Origin of the sequence: Methanoculleus formosensis (assembly GCF_025384765.1) — an archaeon.
In the GTDB taxonomy this organism is placed as follows: domain Archaea; phylum Halobacteriota; class Methanomicrobia; order Methanomicrobiales; family Methanoculleaceae; genus Methanoculleus; species Methanoculleus formosensis.
In genome coordinates this window covers 122,590-145,413 of the sequence record NZ_VHLL01000006.1, presented here as the reverse complement: position 1 = coordinate 145,413, position 22,824 = coordinate 122,590, and the positions used below count along the sequence as shown (strand labels likewise).

Sequence of the window (22,824 nt, the reverse complement as noted above, 5' to 3'; positions counted from 1 at the left end):
CGCCTCGTTGGGGCGAAATCCGCCCAACCCCCCTCGTAACTCCCACCTCGCCCAACCCCCCGCCCACGCTGGAAGGGGCGGCCATGGCGATAGCCGGTGGGAAAAACATGCTTGGGGGCGCATACATCACATTTCCGGTATCTCCCCGGTGCAGTGGACCGTGAGGGTATCGCCACTGGGGGTGGCGGCCCGCGGGGAGGGGGGCACGCCCCCCTCCCCTGTCTCTATCGCATATGGTTTCTCCCGGTATCACCCAACACTTCGGTATATCTGTAACCCCCACCCCGCCCGGCCTTCGGCCTCCTCCCCCGCCCCCAAGGGGGCGGGGGCAGTCATGGCGATACCCCGTGGGCAGCCGTGCATGGTTCTTCTCCGGGTGCTCCCCGTACACTGGACCGTGGGGGATATCGCCATCGGGGGAGGCGGCTCACGGGGAGGGGAAGCAGCCCCCCTCCCCTGTCTCTACCAGATTCGAGGACACCGCTAGCCCCCACCCCACCCGGCCTTCGGCCTCCTCCCCCGCCCCAAGGGGGCGGGGGCAGTGCGTGGCGATACCTCCCGGAAAGCCGTGCATGGTTCTTCTCCGGGCACTCCCCGGACACTGGACTGTGGGAGTCTCATCATTGGGGGAAGGGGCGGCGGAGGGCGACGCCCTCCTCCGGCTCCGCGTGGGCAGGCGGTTACTCGTCCGTCCCGGGTTGCGCGAAGGCTTTCCAGACCTTTTCCCGGTAGACAGGGCCGCTGTTGTAGGTGCAGAACGGGATGACGCGGCCGTCGGGGGTCGCGTAGTGGATGCAGCACCTCTGCACCCGGTCAAGATCGTAATTGTAGGTATCCATGAAGTGCATCGTGCCGATGAAGAGGGCGTTCCAGTGGAACTCACGCAGGGCCTCGAAGTTCTGCATCACAAGGGCCTTTCCGATCAGTTTCATGAACTCGCCGGTGTTCTTCTGCTCCGCCTTCCGCGTGGAGACGTAGAGGTCCTTGACCCCTTCGACAAGGGTCATATACTTATTGATCGACCCGCCTTTCGCGAGTTTCGCCGCCATCTTCTCGATCGATTCGAAGAAGGCGTCGACATCCACCATCCTGTTGACCGGAACCATCCCGTCGTCGGTGACGAAGACGTAGGTCGCCGCGCCGCAGTGCTGATGCGTGGTGAACGTGATCTGGGGTTTCCCTGTGTAAGCCTCGACGAGCTCCGAGATCGGGACGACACAGGGCACGGGGTAGAAGTCGTCTTTCTTGATCACGCTGTCCGTCTGCTCCTCGATCCGCTCTGCAAGTTCCGGGATGGTGATCCGCTCTTTCTTCACATCATCCTCGCTTGCCGCCCCGGTGAACGCCACCGGCTGGAAGTTGACGCCGCGGATGACCCTGATGTGCTCGGCAGCGTACTTGATGATGGCACCAACTTCGTGGTCGTTTCTGCCCTTGATGACCGTAGGCACCAGCACCACCCCGAGACCGATCGCCGCACAGTTCTCTATTGCCCGCCGGTCGCTCGCAAGTTTCGAGTTCGTCTCGCGGCTTACCCCGTCAAAGTGGAGGTAGACGGTGGAGAGCCCTGCCTCCTTGAGCTGCGCAGCATAGTCGGGATCCTGCGCGAGCCGGATACCGTTCGTTGCGACCTGCACCTGGGACATCCCGAGCTCTTTTGCCTTCCGGATGATCTCAGGCAGATCGTCGCGCATCGTCGGTTCGCCGCCTGAGAACTGGACGGCAGGAGTGGGAACAGGCTTCTCCTCGCGCAGCATGGAGAGCATCCCGACAATCTGGTCGAAGGTCGGTTCGTAGACGTAACCGCATGCCCGGGCGTTCGCAAAGCAGAAGTCGCAGTTGAGGTTGCACCGGTTCGTCAGGTCGATGTTTGCAAGCAACGTCGTCGACCGGTGGTTCTCACAGGCGCCGCAGTCATTCGGGCACCCTGCCGGAGATGCAGTCGTCTGATGGTTCGAGATCCCTTCCCCTAGCCGCTCGTAGGCATCGAACCTCCGGTACATATCCACGTCCGACCAGTAAAGGCCCCGGTAAGCGCCGTGTTCCGGGCAGGTGCGAACCAGCCATACCTTCCCCCCTTCCTCCACGATATCGGCATCGAGCACGCGACCACATGTGGGGCAGAGGCTCTTCGTCCTTTTTATCAGCATTCTTTCACCGTGCCCACGTATTCATTCGTATCTCATATTTCGACACTTTAATCTTTATATCTACTGATTGTATCAGGTATTGACCTTCATTGAATCGAACATCGGACTCTGGACCTTCTCCGGGCTTGCAGCACTCTGGATCATGCTTCCGGCATATGTGCCGAACTCAGCGGCCGCACTCTTCGGCGGCGGGAGACCCATCGATCTCGGGCGGACGTTCTCCGACGGAAGAAGGATCTTCGGCGACGGAAAGACGTACCGGGGGTTCTTCGGCGGCGTCCTCTCGGGGGTGCTGGTAGGTCTCATCGAGATCTGGGCAGCCGCCGCGTTCAGCCTGGGTGCCCTCCCCCAGCAGACGTTCCTCTCCATCACCCTCCTTGCAACCGGCGCGCTCCTCGGCGATCTCGCCAAGAGTTTCCTGAAACGGAGGCTGGGTAAGGAACGGGGAGAATCCTGGTTCCTTGCCGACCAGTACGATCTGGTCGTCGGTTCCTTCCTGCTGATCCTGATCTTCGACCCCCAGTGGTTGTCCAACATCACCCTGCCCATTGCAGTCTGGATCCTCGTCATGACGCCCCTCCTGCACCGGGTGGCGAACATTATCGGTTACTGTATAGGAGTTAAAGAGGTACCATGGTGAACCCAATCGCGACACTGTTGCTTGAATGCGGAGCCATCGAGTTCGGGGAGTTTGTCCTCGCCTCGGGATCCCGGAGTTCTTACTACATCGATATAAAAGCTGCGACAACCGACCCCGCCATCCTCAGGGAGATCGGCAAAGCCATCGCTGAGAGGTGGGAATTCGATATGGTGGCCGGAGTGGCGGTCGGCGCCGTCCCGATCGCCGTCGCCGTCTCGCTCGCGAGCGGCCGGCCGTACGCCATCATCAGGAAGGAGGAGAAGGGGCACGGCAAAGCCGGAACGATCATCGGCGATGTTGCCGGGAAGAACGTGCTGCTGGTCGAGGATGTGACCACATCCGGGGGTAGCGCCCTCTACGGTCTTGAGGCCCTCCGTGCCGCGGGCGCGCACGTCGACCGGGTCGTGACCGTCGTCGACCGGGAGGCGGGCGCTCGCGAGGCGTTTGCAGAAAAAGGTGCCACTCTTCTTGCACTGGTGCGAGTCGGCGAACTATTGGACAGATAAACATTTTTTAAGGGCGGGCATATATGATGGCTATGAAAGTACTCGTTGTAGGCGGTGGTGGCAGGGAGCATGCGATCACCAGGGCGCTTTCCTGCAACAGTGACACGAAGATCTTTTCTGTCATGGCACGCAAGAATCCGGGGATCGCCCGGATTGCGGATCGAGTGCTCCTTGAAAACGAGACCAATATCGAGAGGATACTACCATTCGCCGCCAGTTGCGGAGTCGATGCTGCGGTCATCGGGCCGGAGGCGCCCCTTGAGGCAGGTATCGTCGACCGCCTCGAGGCGGCGGGGATACCGTCTCTCGGGCCGACGCGCGCCGCGGCCCGGATAGAGACGGACAAGGCGTTCTGCCGCCGGCTGATGGAGCGGCACGGGATCCCGGGATGCCCGGAGTACCAGGTCTGCCACGACCCGGAGGAGGCACGCCGGTTCATCGAGTCCTACGACGGCGACCTCGTGGTCAAACCGATCGGGCTCACCGGCGGGAAGGGCGTACGGGTCATGGGCGAACACGTCGATGTGGCGGGGGCGGTCGATTACGCCCGGGAGATCGGGGGGGACGTCGTCCTGGAAGAGCGGCTTATCGGGGAGGAGTTCACCCTTCAGGCGTTCGTCGACGGCGAGCACCTGGTGCCCATGCCGCTCGTGCAGGACCACAAGCGCGCATACGAAGGGGACGTGGGGCCGAACACCGGCGGCATGGGCTCCTACTCCCTGGAGGATCACATGCTCCCCTTCGTCTCCAAAAAGGACTACGAGAAAGCCCTTCGGATCATGGAAGAGACGGTCGCGGCGATGCGGGCCGAGGGGACTCCCTACCGGGGGGTCCTCTACGGGCAGTTCATGAACACCTGCGAAGGCCCGAAAGTCATCGAGTTCAACGCCCGCTTCGGCGACCCCGAGGCCATGAACGTCCTTTCGCTCCTGGACTCCGATCTCACCGCGATCGTCGGTCATGTCATCGAGGGCGATCTTTCGCCCTCGCACGTCCGGTTCGCGAAGAAAGCGACGGTCTGCAAGTACCTTGTCCCCGAGGGCTACCCGGAGGCGCCGAAGGCGAACGAACCGCTCACCCTCGGCGACTATGGCGACGCCCTGCTGTATTACGCAAGCGTCGAGGAGCGGGGCGGGACGCTCCATACCCTGACATCGCGGGCGCTTGCGTTCGTCGGGAGGGGCGATACGCTCGCAGAGGCCGAAGCGATAGCCGAGAAGGCGGCATCATCCGTATCGGGGAGCGTCTTTTACCGCAGGGACATCGGCACTCCCGAAGTTCTCGAAAAACGGTGCCGTCACATGAGGGAGATTGCATGAAGAAGGACTTTCTCTCGATCCTTGATATCGACGAATGCGAACTCGAAAGCATCGTCACCGACGCAGTGCGCCTGAAACGGCTGAAATCTGCGGGAACCGCACACGAATACCTGAGAGGCAGGAGTCTTGGGATGATCTTCGAGAAGGCGTCCACCCGCACCCGGGTCTCGTTCGAGGTGGGGATGTCCGATCTCGGCGGCCACGCGCTCTTCTTAAACCCCCAGGATATGCAGCTCGGACGGGGCGAGGAGATCCGGGACACGGCGCGGGCACTTGCCCGTTACGTCGATGCGGTGATGATCCGCGCTTACAGTCACGCCACCGTCGAGGAGTTCGCCCGATACGCGGATGTTCCGGTCGTCAACGGGCTATCCGACCACGAGCATCCCTGCCAGGTGCTGGCCGACATCATGACCCTGAGCGAGCGGTTCGGCGATCTCCACGGCCTGAAATTCGCGTGGGTCGGGGACGGCAACAACGTCTGCAACTCGTGGATCCTCTCCTCCGCCCTGACCGGGATGGAGATCGCGGTTGCCTCCCCCCAGCGCTATCGGCCGAAGGACGAGATCGTCGACCAGGCACGGGCGATGGGAGGGAAGGTCACCGTCGTCACCGACCCGAACAAAGCGGTCAGGGACGCGGACGTCCTCTACACCGACATCTGGGTCTCCATGGGCGACGAAAAGGAGCGCTCCGAACGGCTGCAGGCGCTCAAGAGTTACACGATGGACTCCCGCCTCGTTGCACAGGCATCCCCCGACGCTCTCGTGATGCACTGCCTCCCCGCCCACCGCGGCGAGGAGATCACCGACAAGGTGATAGAAGGGCCGCAGAGCATCGTCTGGGACCAGGCCGAGAACCGGCTCCACGCGCAGAAGGCGCTCCTCGTGCGGCTGATCGCGGGCGGGATGCCAGCGGGGGATTAAAACTTCTTTGCAACCACCGTTCCACCCAGGGTTCAACGGGTGAGAACGGTTGTGGGCTCTCTCCGACAGGAGGTCATGGCGGAGGGAGCCCGTCCAGGGATTTTTCAGGGTTCTATTCGTATTGGAGTGTTGCCTACTCCCATACGCAACTCTCCAGGGAACTGCGCACCTAAGGGTGCTCACACTCCTGCTCGAAGCCTAACCATTTCTCAAACTCCCGACATTGTCCGTCGCGCTCAGGAACGTTGCACCTTCGGCCAGTCATACTCACATCTCGTTCTTGGGAGACCGCTTACCCCTATGCACGGATTTCGTGGGGATATCGCCACGCACTGCCCCCGCCCCGAGGGGCGGGGGAGGAGCGCGAAGCGCGGGTGGGGTGGGGGTTACAAGTGTCTTTTTGTGCGGTAGAGACAGGGGAGGGGGGCTGCACCCCCCTCCCCGTCAGCCCCTCCCCCAGTGGCGATGTCCTCACGGTCCAGTGCCCTGGGACTTCTCACAGTCGAGGCATATGTTCGAATTTGAGACGTTACCTGGTTTCGGACCGCAACGATGCGTCAGAAATGGAACTACTAAAAATCCCTGGACGAGACTTTGCCACCAGGAAAGTCCCGAAACTCCTGAGAAGAGTCCCGGTATGACAAACACTCCTCCAACCGCCGCCCGGTCTTCCCGAGCAGCACTCATACCTCGCCCCGGCAATCCCCGGCGCGCAAACAAAAAAAAAATGTAGTTATTCCGCGACGAACTCGTTGAGACGTGCGAAAAGGTACTCCTGCACCTCTTCGACGACCTCTCGTTTGCCGCGGAACGCGATCAGTTCCCGCATGTCCCCATCCATGTTCGCGAACGACATCTTTCGCTGTCGGCGCACCACCTCAACGTCGTACTTCTCGGCAACGTCGTAGATCATCTTCCGCGGTACACCGGGGGGAACGAGCAGGTCGAACAGTTCTTCTTCAGCCATTGGTTACCAGTCCTACTTTCCTATTTTGATCCGGCGGGACATAATACATGGCCCTCCCCGCACGCCGCCGATCGGGGCCTTCGGTTTCCCGAGCGAGTTCATGCACCTGCCCATCAGTGCCGCTCCCCGGGCAAGGCCGTCGTCCACGAAGACCAGGTGATCGTTCGGTGCGTCGTAGAGGTTCCGTTCGGTGATGCCTTCGAGGATATACTCGGGCTTCCTCCCCGATATCGCCGCACGCCCGGTGAACCCGATCGATGAGTTCGGCGGGACCAGCCCTCTCTCGATGGCGACGTCGATGAGCCGGAGCGCCATCTTCGCGCAGACCCGGTCGACGACCTCGGTCAGCATGCCCATGCCGTGCTTCTCGTGGATCTCCCGCCCGATATCGGCAAGGGCCGGCATCTCACTCCCGTTGACGCCCGAGTCGCACCCGATGAGGGCGACGCCCGACTTATCGGCAACGTCGGCACAGACCGGAACCCGCCCGAACCGCGTCCGGTCGGGGGGGACGATACGGATATCGATATGCTCGTGACACCGATCGACATACTCGTTGACGACGGAACGTTTCCGGCCCCCGAATGCGCCACTGATGCTGTGGTCGCCGAAGAGATCGAGCGCGGTTCCCGTCCGATCCTTCACAAGCCCGGTGCCCCGGACGATCGCGTCCGGGATCGCACCTGCAAGCCCGCAGAAGTTCCCGATCGTCTGGGCGAACGGGTTCGGGTCATCTTTGGCGACGTCGCTCGTGATCCGGCCGTCGAGCGTCGTCCCGAAGTCGATGGATATACAGGGGTTGCGGAAGTCGACCTCTGTCCACTTGGCGCCCTCCTTGATCCCCGCCATCGCGAGCTCTCCTTCCATCTCGTTCGCCACCATCTCGACGCCGGTGCACCCGACCGGCGGCACGACGCCGGCCACCGCACCGACGAAGACCAGGCGATCGGCAAACGAGAACTGCCGGAGTTTCGGCGGGAGGTTCTCGATCGACATCGGCGGGGTCATCTTCCGCGGGGGGACGCCGGCCTCAAGACAGCCGTTTGCAAGGGCGATGATGAAGTCCCCGACCTGGTCGGGGGAGTCCATCGCCGCGACGACGCCGGTGCTCCGGACGACGAAGTCGAGATCGTCCTTGATGCTCAGGTGAACGTCCTTGTGAGACTGGATCAGGGTGTCGCGCACCAGTTCCGTAACCGACTCCCGCGTCAGTTCCGTGCCGTCCAGGGTCGCCCCGAATACCGTTTCGCCCGGTTTCGGAGGGCGGACGTCGCGGCTCATCGTCACGGTCTTGTTGATGATGTAAGACCTGCCCGTCTCAAGGTTCGTGCCGGTCAGGATGCATTTGGTCGTGGTGTTGCCCATCTCAACAGACGCCACGATGAAGTAGGGCTTTACCCGGTACTCGGGAACTCCGTTGCCCGGCCCGTGGGAGAGCGACGGCGGAGGGGGGCTTTCGACGATATGTGGTGTAGGTTTGAAAAAGCGCTCCAGAAAGCGGGCACACATACTAGTCGTTTTCCCGTCTCCGACTTTATACCTTTCCATGATTCCATACGGCTTCAGCGGCCCCGGTAGGGAGGAAATCACCCGGTGACTCTTCTTCCGGTTCCGGGGGCTTCACGCCGGGTTCTCCTGCGGTATCTGCTGAACCGGAGGGTGCCCGACGGCCCGGCCCGGAGCCATGAGCCTGGAGAGGCGCCGCCGTTGCCGTGCAGGAGGAAGAGCAGGAGAAGCCGCCCGGCGCGCCCTGCCGTCACAACAGATCAGCGCCGGACGACCGATATCCCCGGTTCCGGCAGAGCGCTTATATATCGATAACACGGATTACCACATTACCGGAGAGGCTACGGCGCTTCGCCGCGCCCGTTTCGCCCGGAGGAGAGGTGAACCGTATGGTTGCGCTTTCAGGTGAGATTAAGGAGATATTCACAAAGACAAAAGTCATGCCGATGGCCACCGCGTCAAAGGAAGGTGTTCCGAACGTGGCGCCGATGGCGTCGATAGAACTCGTCGGTGACGACACCATCTGGATCATGGACAATTACATGGTAAAGACGCTTGAAAACCTCAAAGAGAACCCCATCACGGCGCTCTACTTCTACGACCAGGAGACCAAGCGCTGCTTCCAGGTGAAGGGCGATACCGAGATCAAGACGTCCGGCCCCGATTACGAGAAGTTCCGCGACAAAGTGAGGACGAAGAGCCACAAGTATCCGGCGAAATCGCTCATCGTCATCACGATCACCGACGTCTTCGAGTGCACGCCGGGAAAAGAAGCCGGGAAGAAGGTGCTGTAGGCACCCCTTCAACGTTTCTTGAGGTTCTGGAAGAGCCGCGCCTGCAGCCCGAAGTAGTTCGAGAATCCGACGGCGTGGTTCTGGTCGATCGTCGTTGAGTCGAAGGAGACCAGGTCGTCCGAGTAGAGTGCGAGGTCCGAACTCCGGCCGAGCACCCGGAGGCTGCCCTTATACAGGCCGACGTCCACGAAGCCGCTCGCCCGCTCCTGGGTCTTGTCGATGAACGCATTGAGCGCGTAGAAGAGCGGTTCGTGCACGAGCCCCATATAGGCAAGTTCTGACCACTTGTCGTCGACGATGTGCTTGAACGCAAGTTCCGAACGGGTCAGGACGAGGTGCTCGAGGTCGCGGTGCGCGGCAAGGAGGACGGTTGCGGCCGGGTGCTCGTAGTTCTCACGGGCCTTCAGGCCAAGGACCCTATCCTCGATCATGTCGTTTCGGCCGACACCGTTCCTTCCCGCGATCAGGTTCAGTTCCTCGATCAGGGCGATGCCGGGGAGTCTCTTCCCGTTGAGAGCGACCGGGACGCCCTGCTCGAACTCGATCCGGACTTCCTCCATCGCGTCAGGGGCGTCCTTCGGCGATACCGTCCAGGCATAGATCTCCTCCGGCGGGTGGAACGCCGGGTCTTCGAGGTTGCCGCCTTCGATGCTCCGGCTCCAGAAGTTCTCGTCGATGCTGTAGGGCTTGTCCTTTGCCACGGTCACCGGGACGTTGTGTTCCTGTGCGTAGCAGATCTCCCACTCGCGGGTCAGGTTCATCTCCCGCATCGGCGCAATGATATCGTACCCGGCGGACCTGAAGATGAAGTCGAACCGGAGCTGGTCGTTTCCTCTCCCGGTGCACCCATGTGCGATCTTCGAGGCGCCTTCCTTCTGTGCGACCTTCACGATCTCTTCGGCGATCAGCGGGCGGGCAAGCGCCGTGCCCATCGGGTAGCCCTCGTAAGACCCGTTCGCCTTGATCGAGGGGAAGACGTAGTCCGTTACGAACTTCTCCCTGGCGTCGATGGTGTAGTGTTTGTCCGCAAGCTTCTGGCCCTTCTCGGTTGCCCGGGTGATATCCGCTTCGGGCTGGCCCACGTCGACGGCAACGGTGACGATCTCGTCGAACCCGTAGTGTTCCCGCAGGAGGGGAATACAGATGGAGGTGTCGAGACCTCCCGAAAATGCTAGGACGACTTTTCCCTTTTCCATGGTAATTGATCTCCGCGTTCCTGGTTCCTTGTCTGACGGCAGACTGGAGTAATCTACATTGTTATGACCTTTGACCCAATAAAAGAAGTGGTATGGACGGGCGCACCGGCAGGAATCCCATCCATTCACTCTTTTTTTCCGGGTGCAGGGGGATTGGGCGCAGAGGTCCCGGGGACGCTACCAGGGCGAGTTGGTAACCCCGAGACCCATCTGCGCGGCCGGGTCACCCCGGGGGCCGGAGAACGGGATACCGGGATTCCGGAAGAGCGGGCGTAATAAGAGGATTTAGCAGAAAAATGCGGATAAAATCCCAGATTAGCGTCTCGACTGAGGGGTACTACAGAAAACGCTGCAGAGTGACGTAAAAACAAAAATCGAACGGATTTTTGCCCATTTCGTGAAAACCGAAATTATAAGGCTGATGACTGAGAAAACGTGAAGCTGGAGGGTTCCGTCATTTTTGAGAAGAGACCCATAGAGGATACAACACCGTTACAACCAATAATCAGGGTCAGGAACCTGACCAAGGTATTCGGGCAGAACCCGGAGAAGGCACTGGAACTCCACAGGAAAGGCCGTTCGAAACAGGAGATCCTTGAGGAGACCGGCTCGACGCTGGCCCTCACCAACGTCTCGTTCGATGTCATGCCGGGCGAGACGTTCGTGCTGATGGGGCTGTCCGGGAGCGGGAAATCGACGCTGCTGCGCTGCATCAACCGGCTCATCAAACCGACCAAGGGCGAGATACGGATCGACGGCAAGGAGATCGTCGGCATGGACCAGGAAGAACTCCGGATGATCCGGCGGCGCAAACTCGGGATGATCTTCCAGAGTTTCGCTCTTCTTCCCCACCGAACGGTTCTCGACAACGTTGCCTTTGGGCTCGAGATCCAGGGTGTCCCGGTGGAAGAACGACACAAAAAAGCCGAAGAGGTGCTCCAGATGGTGGGGCTCGGCGGCTACGGGGCGAGCATGCCCGGCGAACTCTCCGGCGGCATGAAGCAGCGGGTCGGGCTTGCCCGGGCGCTCACGAGCGACCCGGACGTTCTCCTGATGGACGAAGCGTTCAGCGCTCTTGACCCCCTCATCAGGAGGGATATGCAGGATGAACTGCTGGATCTCCAGCAGCGGCTGGAAAAGACGATCATCTTCGTCACCCACGACCTCGATGAGGCCCTGAAACTCGGGGATCGGATCGCCCTGATGAAGGACGGCGCGATCGTGCAGGTCGGTACGCCGGAGGAGATCCTGACCAATCCGGAGAACGCCTACGTCGAGAAGTTCGTCGCCGACGTCGACCTGACAAGGGTGTACTCGGCAAGCGACGTGATGCGCCGCCCCGAACCGGTCGCCCGGTGCACCGGGGGCCCGAGGGTTGCCCTGCACCTCATGGAGGAGCACGATATCGGGAGCGTATTCGTGGTCGACCGTGAGCGCCGCCTCAAGGGCCTTGTTACGCTCGAGGATACCCTGAAGGCTGTACGAGCGGGCAGGGGGCTTGAGGAGATCATCACCACCGAGATCCCGACCGTGGCGCTCGATACACCACTCACCGATATCATATCGCTGATCGCCGGGAGTCCCTATCCTGTGGCAGTGGTTGATGACGAGAGCAGGCTCCGGGGACTGGTATTCCGGGGTGCCATCCTCGCCGCTCTGGCACGAAAGGGGGAGGATTTCAATGCAACTGCCTAAACTCCCCGTGGGGGAGGCTGTCGAAATGCTCGTCCGCTGGATCGACGAGTACTTCGGCTGGCTGCTTGACGGCATCAGCGAAGGACTCGGGTTCCTCATCGGCGGGTTGCAGAACCTTCTAACTCTCGTGCCGCCACTCGTCCTGATCCTCCTCACGACCGTTCTGGTCTGGTTCGTCACCCGGCGCGACATCAAACTGGCGGCACTCACCGTGCTCGGCCTGTTGCTGATCTGGAACCTCCAGCTCTGGAACCTCGCGATGCTCACCCTGGCGCTCGTCCTCGCCTCGACGGTAGTCGCGCTCGCGATATCGATCCCGCTCGGTATCGCGGCCGCAGGAAGCGATGCACTCAACACCGCGCTCCGGCCGTTCCTCGACTTCATGCAGACGATGCCCTCGTTCGTCTACCTCATTCCCGCCGTGATCTTCTTCGGCCTCGGGAACGTGCCGGGCATCATCGCGACGGTCGTCTTTGCAATGCCGCCGGCGCTCCGCCTCACGAACCTCGGGATCCGGCAGGTGCCGACCGAGCTTGTCGAGGTCGCGGACGCTTTCGGCTCAACGCCCCGGCAGAAACTCTTCAAGGTGCAGCTCCCGGTCGCGCTCCCCACCATCATGGCGGGGGTGAACCAGTGTATCATGCTCGCCCTCTCGATGACCGTCATCGCATCGATGATCGGAGCAGGGGGGCTTGGGTACCAGGTGCTCGTGGGCATCCAGCGGGTGGATATCGGCATGGGTTTCGAGGCGGGGCTTGCCATCGTGATCATCGCGATCATCCTCGACCGGATCACCCAGAACCTTGTGCCACAGCATGAGACCCGGTGACCCATCTCAATACTATTTTTGAGGGGAACGAGTGGCCGGCTCATCCTCCGGCACTCACAGCCATATCGGCCGAAGGGACACTGGATATCCGGCAGAGGAAAGAGTGTTCTATCGCCATACGCTCGTTTAATTCGGGTTTCAAAAAGGCTCCGTTCGCCGATCAGGGCACGAAAAACCTAAATATGGTTAGGCCTATATGTTGAAGCGGTCAAATATCTGGCCTTTTTGCCCAGGGGTGCAAACACGCCAGGAGCGGCACATACTGCCGCCTCTGCTCAATCTCCGGCTTATCGGCGCATACGTCGTCCGGATCCATCCGTGAGAACCCGGAACCCCACACTGCCGGGCTCTGAACACCATGTAGCCGCCAAAAAGCGGCGAAAATTTGATAAGGTGATTATATGGTTCATAAAATGAGAAGCACACTCGTACTGGCAGGTATCCTGGTCCTCTGTCTCATCTCCGCCGGCTGCACCGGCACGGAAGCAACCGAGCCCAAGAAAGAGGTCAGCATCGGCTACGTCACCTGGGACTGTGCTATCGCGAGCAGCAACGTCATGAAACTGGTCTTTGAAGAAGCAGGATACGACGTCGACATGATCGCAGTCGACGCAGGACCGCTCTTCCAGGCGCTTGCCCGCGGAGACGTCGATTTCACAACGACCGGATGGCTCCCGCACACGCATGAGAGTTACTGGGAGCAGTACGGCGATCAGATCGATCACGTCAGGGCAAACATTCCCGGAGCGGCGCGTATCGGACTTGTTGTCCCCACCTACGTGACCATCGACTCGATCGAGGAGATGAACGGTTTCACTGACCGGTTCGGCGGCAGGATCGTCGGCATCGAGCCCGGTGCAGGCGTCGTGGCCCGGACCGAGCAGGCCATCGATGAATACGGCCTCAACTACAACCTGGTCACCAGCAGCAGCGCCGGCATGGCCGCTGAACTCGGCTCCTCCATCAACGATGAGGAGTGGGTTGCCGTGACCGGGTGGTCACCGCACTGGAAGTTCGGCCGCTACGACCTCAAGTTCCTCGACGACGAAAAGGGCGTCTACGGCGGGGCCGAGGATATCGTGACCCTCGCACGCCAGGACCTCGCGACCGACGACCCGGAGGCCCACGGCATCCTTGAGCGGTTCGAGTGGACCGGCGATGATATCGCTTCGGTCATGACCGATATCGCAGGCGGCATGCCTGAAGAGGAGGCCGCGCAGAAGTGGGTCGATGCCAACCGCGACAAGGTCGATGTCTGGCTCGGGAAGGCATAACCCCCTCTTTTTTTGCAGAAGGTTCTCACGCAACCGCCTGATGCTGCGTTGCTAACCGCAGGCAGTGTGACCTCTGACAGGGGTGTTTTCAGCGCCGGGAACCGATGCAGTCTCACGCGAAGAGCGAGCGTAGCGAGCTTGAGCACCATTCAGAACGACGTCTCTGTGGAATGTCGCACTTCGCGGCTTCGCGTTCTTCGCGTGAGATCGCATCATTCTGCCTACAACCAGCTCACGCGAAGCCGCGAAAAACGCGAAGACTAGTGGATAGTAGCCCAACTCGCACTCCAGTTTTACAAACCGTCGTCCTTCGCACCTTCGGGGCTCGAGCTCCGGTTCTTACGAACCATCGCATTTCGCGTGAGCCGAACTAGATGAGAACACTGGAAGAAAAAGAAAGGGTGGTAAGATCCCGGATCACACCAGCCCGTGGTAATGGCCGAGCGGCTCGAGGGTGATCTCCTCGCGCTGGATGGCGTCGATCGCCATCGCGGCGGCCCGGGCCGCCTGGAGCGTGGTGATATAGGGGATGCCGTAATCGACGGCGGCCCGCATGATCTGGATGTGGTCCTGCCGGGACGCCTTGTCCGCCGGGGTATTGATGATCAGCCGGATGCTTCCTGAGCGCATCGCATCGATGACGTTCGGGGAGCCTTCCTGGACCTTGCGCACAAGGTTCACCTCGACGCCGTTCTGGGTGAGGAACTCGACCGTCCCGCTCGTCCCGTAGAGCGAAAGGCCGAGTTTCCGGAGTTTTCTTGCTATCGGGAGGATCTCCTCCTTCTGCTCGTCCGTCACCGATATGAAGACATTTCCGGTGGTCGGGAGGGTGTTGTCTGCGGCGGTGCTCGCCTTGTAGTAGGCGCGGCCGAAGTCGTAATCGATCCCCATCACCTCGCCGGTGCTCTTCATCTCCGGCCCGAGCACGGTATCGACGCCGGGGAGTTTGTTGAAGGGCAGGAGCACCTCTTTGACCGCGACGTGTTCGATCTCGGGTTCGGTGACGCCCATATCGGCGAGTTTCCTCCCCACCATCACCTTCGCCGCGATCTTCGCAAGCGCGATGCCCGTCGCCTTCGCGACGAAAGGCACCGTCCGGCTCGCACGCGGGTTCGCCTCAAGCACGTAGACCACGTCGTTTCGGACGGCGTACTGGATGTTGATCAGCCCGACGACCCCGAGGCCGAGAGCGATCTTCTTCGTGTACTCCCGCACCCGCGCGATCACCGAGGGCGAGAGGGACTGCGATGGGATGACGCAGGCCGAGTCGCCGGAGTGGACGCCGGCCCACTCGATGTGCTCCATGATGCCGCCGATCAGGACATCCGTCCCGTCACAGACGGCATCTACGTCGATCTCGACGGCGTCCTGGAGGAAGGAGTCGATCAGAACCGGATGCTTCTTACTCACCCGGACGGCCTCCTTGATGTAACTCTCGAGTTCGGTCTCGTCGTGGACGAGTTCCATCGCCCGCCCGCCGAGGACGTAGGACGGCCTGACCAGCACCGGGTAGCCGATCTCGGCGGCCATCCTCCGCGCCTCCTCCTCCGAGTAGGCGGAACTGTTCGCCGGGCTCGGAATAGCGAGCCGCGTGAGAAGTCTGCTGAACCGGTCGCGGTCTTCCGCCGCGTCCATGGCGTCTGGCGACGTGCCCAGGATCTTCGTCGCAAGACCGAGGCGCTTGATCTCCGCCTCCAGGGGCATGGCCAGGTTCACCGAATTCTGGCCGCCGAACTGGACCATGACGCCGTAATAATCGTCCTTCTTGAGGATGTTCACGACGTCCTCGAGTTGCATCGGTTCAAAGAAGAGCCGGTCGGAGGTGTCGGCATCGGTCGAGACCGTCTCCGGGTTGTTGTTGATGATATGGACCTCGATCCCCTCTTCTTCGCGGAGCGCCATCACCGCGTGGACGGTGCAATAGTCGAACTCGATTCCCTGGCCGATCCGGATCGGCCCGGAACCGAGGATCAGCACCTTCTTTGCGTCGTTCCGGGTCAGTTCGCACCCCTCCTCCCAGGTGGAGTAGAAGTAGGGTGTCGTCGCCGGGAACTCGGCGGCACAGGTGTCCACCATCTTGTAGGTCGGCGTTCCTCCGAGGGCCTCGATCTCGGCGGCGGTCTTTCCCGTCATCGCCAGGAGGTCCTCTTCCGAGAAACCGGAGCGCCGGGCGACCCTGACGTCCCCCGGTTCAAAGTTGGTCTCGAGCTTTTGCTCGAGATCAACGACGTTCTTGATCTTCTCTAAAAAGAACGGCGTGATCGACGTGAGGCCGGCAACCTCTTCGACCGTGAACCCCGCGCGGAAGGCATCGAAGAGGCACCCGAACCGCTCGTCCGTCGGGGCCGTCAGGATCATCCGGATCTCGCTTGGATTCGTGTGGCGCTGCATATCGGCATCAAGCGACCGGAGCGCCTTCTTGAACGCCTCCTCGACCGTCCGGCCGATCGCCATCACCTCGCCGGTGCTCTTCATCGCCGTCGTGAGCGTCCTGTCCGCCGACTTGAACTTATCGAACGGCCACCGGGGCACCTTCACCACGACATAATCGATGGCCGGCTCGAAGGATGCCGGGGTGACGCCGGTCACGGAGTTCATGATCTCGTCGAGCCGGAACCCGATCGCGATCTTTGCCGCGACCCGGGCGATCGGGTAGCCGGTCGCCTTGGACGCGAGCGCCGAGGACCGCGAGACCCGGGGGTTCACCTCGATGATCCGGTAGTCGCCGTCCTTGAAGGCGAACTGGACGTTGCACCCGCCCTGGACGTCGAGTGCCCGGATGATCTTTATCGCGGCGGTCCGGAGCGTCTGGTACTCATCGTCCCGCAGGGTGAGGATGGGCGCAACGACGACACTCTCGCCGGTGTGGACGCCCATCGGGTCGACGTTCTCCATGCCGCAGACGATGATGCAGGTATCGGCCGCGTCCCGCATCACCTCGAACTCGATCTCCTTCCACCCGGCGACGCTCTCCTCCACGAGAACCTGGTGAATCCGGGAGCGGGCGAGCCCGAGCTCGCATATCCGCCGCATCTCTTCAGCCGTATGCGCCACGCCGCCGCCGGAGCCGCCGAGGGTATACGCCGGCCGGATGATCGCCGGGAGGCCGACTTCACGGATCGCCTCGTCGATCTGGCTCATCTGCCCGAGGATCATACTCCGGGGAACGGGCTCGCCGATGGCGTTCATCAGGTCGCGGAACTGTTCGCGGTCTTCGCCCTGGTAGATTGCCTCAAGCGGTGTCCCGAGGATCTCCACGCCCTCGAGCGCACCCATCTCTGCGAGTTCCGCGGTCATGTTGAGGCCGGTCTGGCCGCCCATCCCGCTCAGGATCCCGTCGGGCTTCTCTTTTGCAATTATCTTCGCGATGAGGTCGGCCTTCAGGGGCTCGATATAGATGACGTCCGCGGTATCGGGGTCGGTCTGGATCGTCGCGGGGTTCGAGTTCACGAGGACGACCTCGACGCCCTCCTCGCGGAGCGAGCGACAGGCCTGCGACCCCGAGAAGTCGAACTCGGCCGCCTGCCCGATCTGGATGGGGCCGGAGCCGATGAGGAGAACTTTCTTGATGTGAGATTTCTTCGGCATTATGGGATCTCCCTGTATACGCGGTCAAAGAAGCGCATCTCCGTATCCCGGGGGCCGCTGTGCGCCTCCGGGTGGAACTGGACGCAGGTGATGGCAAGATCGCGGTTCTCAAACCCTTCGATGGTGCCGTCATTCACGTTCCGGTACGAGACCGTGCATCCTTCGTGCAGAGTCTCTTCGTCCACCGCGAACCCGTGGTTCTGCGTCGTGATGTAGATGCTCCCGTCCCGGTGGCGGACCGGCTGATTCGCCCCCCTATGCCCGAACTTCATCTTGTAGATCCCGGCACCGAGCGCGAGAGCAGCCACCTGGATGCCCATGCAGATCCCGATGACCGGCATCTCGCCGGCGAGGTCGCGGACACACCGGATGGCATCCGTTGCCCTCCTTGGGTCGCCGGGGCCGTTCGTGATGAAGAGGGCGTCAGGCTTTGCCGCCATCACCTCGTCGGGTGCGGCGGTGTGCGGGAAGACGTGGATGTCCGCGCCCCGGCGGCCGAGGCTCTCAAGAATGTGCCGCTTCACCCCGAGATCGATGACGGCGATCCGTTTGCCGGAGCCGGCGATCCGGTAGGGCTCGGGAGAGGAGACGCTCCCGATGAGGTCGATGTCGCTGATCGGACGTGCTGAGCGGGCGCGCATGACCGCCTCATCTCCGTCGTCGCTGCCGACGATGAGCGACGCCCTGAGCGTGCCGAGCGTCCGGGTCTTTATCGTCAGGCTGCGGGTATCGACGCCCGATATCCCGAGAAGGCCGTTCTCTTCAAAATATTCTGCAACCGAGGGTCGTGCCACAGGCACGGGTGCGATCTCGCGCGCGACGCAGCCCTGCGCGTGAACCTTCGGACTCTCAAAATTCTGAGGGTCTACACCATAATTCCCGATGAGGGGGTACGTAAACATCAGGACCTGCCCGGCATAACTCGGGTCGGTCAATGCCTCCATGTAACCGGTCATCTGCGTCGTGAAGACGAGTTCGCCGGAACATGTCCCTTCAACGCCAAAACCATCCCCTACAACAGATGTTCCGTCTTCAAGACCCAGAACCGCCTTCATGAATTACCACATCATGTGGATCAGATTCCTTAATATAATTGTGGCAGGGAGATAATGGCGATTCGGCGGCTGAAAATGGATAGGACGCGCCTTCACGATTTGAGGGCTTATACAGGGATATTTCCAACTCTGCTGGCCCGGGAAGGGAAGAGGGTTGCGCCTTCACCTGACGACAGGCACGCGCCTGCCGATCCGGTTGGTCGCCAGATCACCCTCCCGGCACGTTTGCCGGGTCATTCGAGCAAAAGGTGAGTAGGGTTATGCCTTCGTCGGCGCGCACATCCGCTTCTCGTGCGGGCTCTAAAAATGAGAGACTGATTCTTCCCCGACTCAGCCGGGGTTGCCCTGAACCGCTTATCCCCTATTTCCTGTAGCGCCTCAAGATCGTCCGCGATGCTGGCCTGCATCGCGCTCATCATCGCAACCTGCCGCTGCACAGGGTTGAGCTCGGCCCGGAGTGCCTGATTCTCCCGCTCCGGGCGCGTGAGATCCTCCCTGTCGTACGGCGGGGCTGCACCGACCCGAAATATTGAAGACGGCCGGGCGTGAGATGGCATACGATGAGCGAGAGCGCGGCAGAGAAGCTCCAGACGGTCAAGACGCCTGAGGGGACATTCACGCTCAGGCTCATCCTCGACGACCTGGGAGATATCTACCCTGGCATGATCCGGTATACCGTCGAGGTTCTCCGCGGCACCGAGACGGTCTACACCTACGCTATCAACACCTACGAGAGTGCACCCGAGAGATCCCTCTTCGATACCAGGAAGGCGGCGGAGATTGTCTTCGCCCGGCTCGCGCACGACGTGGCGTCCCGCCCCCATCTCTACACCCATCCAAGGGTCTTCACCCGCCCGCTCCCGGGCACCGGCACGGCCGACGTCGTCATCCTGCAGGGGAGCCCGCGCCGGTTCGGGAACTCCGCGAAGATCGCGTCGTGGTGCGACGACGAGGCTGTGCGGGCCGGCCTCACGTCCCGGATCTTCTCCCTGCAGGAGATGGATATCCGGCCGTGCATCGGCTGCTACGTCTGCTACGACCAGGGCTACTGCCCGGTCGAGGACGATATGCCCCCGATCATCCGGGCGCTTGAGGCCGCTTCCATAGTCGTCGTCTGCACCCCCGTCTACACCGGCACCGTCCCGGCACCCCTCAAGGCGGCGATAGATCGCTGCCAGTGGCTTCATGCCCGGGAGAAGATCCTGGGGAAGGAACTGCACGCCCGGGGCCTGCTCGTCGCCGTCGCGGGACGGCGCGGGGCCGATCCGTTTGTCTGCACAACAAGGGTGGTGGGGATGTTCATGGAGAACCTGGGCATTCGCCCCGCCGACCCGGTGCTGATCGGCGATCTCGACCGGGCGAGAGACGTGGAGACGATCGCCGGGGTTGAATATAGCGTCCGGGCGGCGCTCTCCGCGCTCCTCGAGCCCCGAAACGAAGGGTAATATAGCATCCGTCCCCCACCGATGATACATGGCTGAAGTGACAGTTGAGATTGTCGGGCTCGAGGAGTCCGAGTGCGGCCCGTTTCCCTGCGACGAGACGAGATCCTGCGGCCTTGAGACCTGCTACCCGTCGAACAACCTGATAGATGCCATCAGCGCGCTGCGCGACGAGCTCCTCGACCTGTACGGGGATACCGTCGAGGTGAAGCTGACGCTGATCGACGAAGGGATGCCCGACTACGTGCGAGAGATCGTCGAGGAGCGCCATCCCCCTATCCCGATCATCCTGGTCAACGGGCGGCTTACGTCGATCGGGAGGGTCTCGCTCGACCTGATAAAAGAAGAGATTGATTATGCACTGGAAGAGTTTTAAAATATCTTCTTCAGTTCGCCAGTCGCAAGGTCGAAGTAAAGGCCGTGAAGCCGGACCCGTCCCTCTTTTTCTGCGGCCATGACCGGCGGGTAGGTGCGGAGGTGCTCGAGTTGCAGGCCAACGTTCTCGATCTCGACGAGCCTCTGCCAGATCTTCTCTTCTTCAGGGGTTTGCGGCACCTGCATCCGGCACTCAACGCGGCGCTTCGCCCCTTTTGCGTTGTTGAGCCAGAGCGGAATGTACGCATCCTCACTCTCCTTGCCGAGCCCCTTTATGGCGCCGCAGTCGGAGTGCCCGCAGATGACGATATCCCCGACTCTGAGGTGGTTGACCGCGTACTCGAGCACGGTCGCGAAGTTCCAGTCGTGAACCGGGACAATGTTGCCGATGTTGCGCTGGACGAAGATCTCGCCGGCCCTGGAACCCGTGATGCGTTCAGGGTCTACTCGTGAGTCTGAGCACCCGATCCAGAGGACCACCGGGTGTTGATCTGAGGCAAGCGGGCCATAATGATCGGGATTCTTTTTAAAATCATCTTCCAGGAAGTTTTTGTTACCCTCAAGAAATCTGTCAATCATTCGTGTGCTCCGTGAATAATGTGATGATATGGGCGCCCGGATGGGTACGCCCGAAAGGAGAGTTATGTCCAGGGGTTTAAAAAATATAGTTCTTTGGAATCTCTGGAAAAATTGCAGCAGCAAAGCGGGAGAAAAACGGCCATCCAGCCCCTGGATGGGGGCAGGGGAACCGGAGCAGCCCCGGGCGCCGGTGCAAGGAGCGAGGCGCGGAGCAGCGAGTGCGCCATCATGTCCGGGTAAATCCGTTTAACCGAACAGGTTTGTTAAAAAGGTGCCCTCCAGCGGGCGCCGCGATCCCGGCGGAGAGTATGCGCTCCCTCTCCCGGAGACGAGGTCACCTCTGGACGGCGCCGAGGTTCGCCTGCTCAACGGTCTGCGCGTAGCGGGCGAGCACGCCGGTAAGCCGTTTTTGCGGCGGCTTCCAGGCCTTCCGCCGCTCTTCGAGGATCGCTCTCTCTACAGCGAGGTCGAGGCGCTTTTCGTAGAGATCGATCGCGATCTCGTCGCCGTCCTCCACGAGGGCGATCGGCCCGCCGACCGCGGCCTCGGGCGCGATGTGTCCGATGCAGGGGCCCCGGGTGCCGCCCGAGAACCGGCCGTCGGTCACCAGGGCGACCCGGGCGTAGCCGAGCCCCATCAGCGCCGAGGTCGGCGAGAGCATCTCGGGCATCCCGGGTCCTCCCCGCGGCCCCTCGTAGCGGATCACGACGACGTCGCCTTCCTTGATCTCGCGGTGAATGATCGCCTCCATCGCGGCCGCTTCTCCGTCGAAGACCCGTGCCGGGCCCCGGTGCCGCCACATCGCCTCCGGGACGGCGGCGCACTTGACGACGGCGCCGTCGGGGGCAAGCGTTCCCCGGAGAATCTTGAGGCCGCCACCCGGGCTGACCGGGGCGTCGGCCGTCCGGATCACCTCCGGGTCAGCGACCCGGGCGCTTTTCGCGATCTCAAGGATCGAGCGGCCCGAGACCGTCGGGGCGTCGTCGAGGTAGCGTTCGAGCATCGCGAGGACCGCGGGGATCCCTCCCGCCCGGTGGAGGGCGAGCATCGAGTGCGGCCCCCCGGGCTGCATGTGGCAGATGTGGGGGGTCGCCTCGGCGACGGTGTTGAACGTCTCAAGGTCGAGGGGGACGCCCGCCTCCCGTGCGACGGCCATCAGGTGAAGCACCGTGTTCGACGACCCGCCGAGCGCCATGTCCACCCGGACGGCGTTTTTGAGGCCTGTCTCGGTGACGATATCCCGCGGGCGGATACCCTCCCGGACGAGGCCGACCGCCCGCTCCCCACTCTCACGGGCTATGCGGAGCTTTGCGGCGTCGACCGCGGGGATGGCGGCGGTTCCCGGGAGGGAGAGGCCGAGTGCCTCGGTCACGCACGCCATGGTGTTTGCGGTATACAGCCCCTGGCAGCTCCCGCAGCCGGGCATCGCCGCGCACTCGAGCGCCCCGAGTTCCTCCTCGCTCATCGTTCCGGCGGCGACGCGGCCCACGCCCTCGAAGACGTCAATGAGCGAGAGTTCGCGGCCCGCCGCGTAGCCGGGGAGCATCGGGCCGCCGGTGACGACGATCGTCGGTATGTTGCACCGCACCGCCGCCATCAGCATCCCGGGGACGATCTTGTCGCAGGTCCCGACGCAGACCAGGCCGTCGAACCGGTGTGCCTCGACCATCAGTTCGACGGCGTCGGCGATGTTCTCCCGCGATGGAAGGGAGTAGCGCATCCCCTCGTGGCCCATCGCGATCCCGTCGCAGATCCCGATCGTCCCGAACTCGAACGCCACGCCGCCCGCAGCCGCGACACCCTCCTGCACCTTCTGCGAGATTGACCGGAGGTGGAGGTGGCCGGGAACGACCGTGTTGTACGCGTTTGCTATCCCGATGAAGGGCTGGTCCATCTCCCGGTCGGTGACGCCGAGCGACCTGAGCAGCGCCCGGTTCGGGGCACGCTGGTAGCCTTTCTTTACCGTCTCACTCCGCATGGTAA

General features: G+C 62.0%; 19 protein-coding genes. 10 read left to right on the top strand and 9 right to left on the bottom strand.

Translation table 11 applies throughout. From position 1 onward, the window contains the following. Window positions 1-680: 680 nt before the first annotated feature. Window positions 681-2,150, bottom strand: a complete 1,470-nt coding sequence (gene tes, locus FKB36_RS10690) for a tetraether lipid synthase Tes (RefSeq protein ID WP_261598056.1) — start codon at window positions 2,148-2,150, stop codon at window positions 681-683. A gap of 142 nt (window positions 2,151-2,292) precedes the next feature. Here tes and FKB36_RS10685 point away from each other — a divergent pair, with 142 nt between their 5' ends. From FKB36_RS10685 to argF, 4 genes are read left to right on the top strand one after another with little or no spacing between them, the layout of a single operon-like run. Continuing rightward, window positions 2,293-2,790 (top strand): CDP-2,3-bis-(O-geranylgeranyl)-sn-glycerol synthase, encoded by a 498-nt coding sequence (locus tag FKB36_RS10685; RefSeq protein ID WP_261598081.1) that lies wholly within the window; start codon window positions 2,293-2,295, stop codon window positions 2,788-2,790. Then, window positions 2,784-3,296, top strand: a complete 513-nt coding sequence (gene pyrE / locus FKB36_RS10680) for an orotate phosphoribosyltransferase (RefSeq protein WP_261598055.1) — start codon at window positions 2,784-2,786, stop codon at window positions 3,294-3,296. The genes FKB36_RS10685 and pyrE overlap by 7 nt, the downstream gene beginning before the upstream one ends. Window positions 3,297-3,322: 26 nt before the next feature. Beyond that, entirely contained in the window at window positions 3,323-4,615 is a 1,293-nt protein-coding gene (gene purD / locus FKB36_RS10675) for a phosphoribosylamine--glycine ligase (RefSeq protein ID WP_261598080.1), read from the top strand. After that, window positions 4,612-5,541 (top strand): ornithine carbamoyltransferase, encoded by a 930-nt coding sequence (argF, locus tag FKB36_RS10670; RefSeq protein WP_261598054.1) that lies wholly within the window; start codon window positions 4,612-4,614, stop codon window positions 5,539-5,541. The genes purD and argF overlap by 4 nt, the downstream gene beginning before the upstream one ends. A 733-nt stretch (window positions 5,542-6,274) precedes the next feature. Here the strand turns inward: argF and FKB36_RS10665 are convergent. The 3 genes from FKB36_RS10665 to FKB36_RS10655 all read right to left on the bottom strand — a co-directional run bounded on the left by FKB36_RS10665 (window position 6,275) and on the right by FKB36_RS10655 (window position 8,268). Beyond that, on the bottom strand, window positions 6,275-6,508 hold the full coding sequence (locus FKB36_RS10665) for a hypothetical protein (RefSeq protein WP_261598053.1): 234 nt from the start codon (window positions 6,506-6,508) through the stop codon (window positions 6,275-6,277). Between the two features lie 12 nt (window positions 6,509-6,520). After that, entirely contained in the window at window positions 6,521-8,017 is a 1,497-nt protein-coding gene (locus tag FKB36_RS10660; RefSeq protein WP_261598052.1) for a methanogenesis marker 14 protein, read from the bottom strand. Between the two features lie 77 nt (window positions 8,018-8,094). After that, the gene (locus FKB36_RS10655; RefSeq protein ID WP_261598051.1) at window positions 8,095-8,268 is read right to left on the bottom strand and encodes a hypothetical protein; all 174 of its coding nucleotides are present in this window, start codon (window positions 8,266-8,268) and stop codon (window positions 8,095-8,097) included. A gap of 135 nt (window positions 8,269-8,403) precedes the next feature. Between FKB36_RS10655 and FKB36_RS10650 the strand changes: the two genes are divergently transcribed. Continuing rightward, entirely contained in the window at window positions 8,404-8,808 is a 405-nt protein-coding gene (locus FKB36_RS10650) for a pyridoxamine 5'-phosphate oxidase family protein (RefSeq protein WP_261598050.1), read from the top strand. Window positions 8,809-8,816: 8 nt separating this feature from the next. Here the strand turns inward: FKB36_RS10650 and FKB36_RS10645 are convergent, their stop codons facing one another. Beyond that, window positions 8,817-10,004, bottom strand: a complete 1,188-nt coding sequence (locus FKB36_RS10645) for an argininosuccinate synthase (protein ID WP_261598049.1) — start codon at window positions 10,002-10,004, stop codon at window positions 8,817-8,819. Between the two features lie 435 nt (window positions 10,005-10,439). Here FKB36_RS10645 and FKB36_RS10640 point away from each other — a divergent pair, with 435 nt between their 5' ends. From FKB36_RS10640 to FKB36_RS10630, 3 genes are all read left to right on the top strand, one after another. Further along, the gene (locus FKB36_RS10640; RefSeq protein ID WP_261598048.1) at window positions 10,440-11,699 is read left to right on the top strand and encodes a quaternary amine ABC transporter ATP-binding protein; all 1,260 of its coding nucleotides are present in this window, start codon (window positions 10,440-10,442) and stop codon (window positions 11,697-11,699) included. Then, the gene (locus FKB36_RS10635; RefSeq protein WP_261598047.1) at window positions 11,686-12,528 is read left to right on the top strand and encodes an ABC transporter permease; all 843 of its coding nucleotides are present in this window, start codon (window positions 11,686-11,688) and stop codon (window positions 12,526-12,528) included. The genes FKB36_RS10640 and FKB36_RS10635 overlap by 14 nt, the downstream gene beginning before the upstream one ends. Before the next feature lie 413 nt (window positions 12,529-12,941). Then, window positions 12,942-13,802: a glycine betaine ABC transporter substrate-binding protein gene (locus FKB36_RS10630; RefSeq protein ID WP_261598046.1), complete on the top strand. Its 861-nt coding sequence runs from the start codon at window positions 12,942-12,944 to the stop codon at window positions 13,800-13,802. Window positions 13,803-14,219: 417 nt separating this feature from the next. Here FKB36_RS10630 and carB read toward each other — a convergent pair whose 3' ends face one another. Continuing rightward, on the bottom strand, window positions 14,220-17,390 hold the full coding sequence (gene carB / locus FKB36_RS10625; RefSeq protein ID WP_261598045.1) for a carbamoyl-phosphate synthase large subunit: 3,171 nt from the start codon (window positions 17,388-17,390) through the stop codon (window positions 14,220-14,222). Further along, a complete protein-coding gene (gene carA, locus FKB36_RS10620) occupies window positions 17,390-18,445 on the bottom strand; it encodes a glutamine-hydrolyzing carbamoyl-phosphate synthase small subunit (RefSeq protein WP_261598044.1) in 1,056 nt (351 codons plus the stop codon). The genes carB and carA overlap by 1 nt, the downstream gene beginning before the upstream one ends. A gap of 560 nt (window positions 18,446-19,005) precedes the next feature. On the opposite strand from carA, the gene FKB36_RS10615 reads away from it, so the two are divergent. Further along, window positions 19,006-19,890, top strand: coding sequence for a flavodoxin family protein (locus tag FKB36_RS10615; protein WP_261598043.1), 885 nt, complete (start codon window positions 19,006-19,008; stop codon window positions 19,888-19,890). A gap of 28 nt (window positions 19,891-19,918) precedes the next feature. Continuing rightward, window positions 19,919-20,263: a hypothetical protein gene (locus tag FKB36_RS10610; protein WP_261598042.1), complete on the top strand. Its 345-nt coding sequence runs from the start codon at window positions 19,919-19,921 to the stop codon at window positions 20,261-20,263. Here the strand turns inward: FKB36_RS10610 and FKB36_RS10605 are convergent. Continuing rightward, complete coding sequence (locus tag FKB36_RS10605) at window positions 20,260-20,841, bottom strand: carbonic anhydrase (protein ID WP_261598041.1); 582 nt, start codon at window positions 20,839-20,841, stop codon at window positions 20,260-20,262. The genes FKB36_RS10610 and FKB36_RS10605 overlap by 4 nt on opposite strands. Window positions 20,842-21,175: 334 nt before the next feature. After that, window positions 21,176-22,819, bottom strand: a complete 1,644-nt coding sequence (ilvD, locus tag FKB36_RS10600; RefSeq protein ID WP_261598040.1) for a dihydroxy-acid dehydratase — start codon at window positions 22,817-22,819, stop codon at window positions 21,176-21,178. Between the last annotated feature and the right edge of the window lie 5 nt (window positions 22,820-22,824).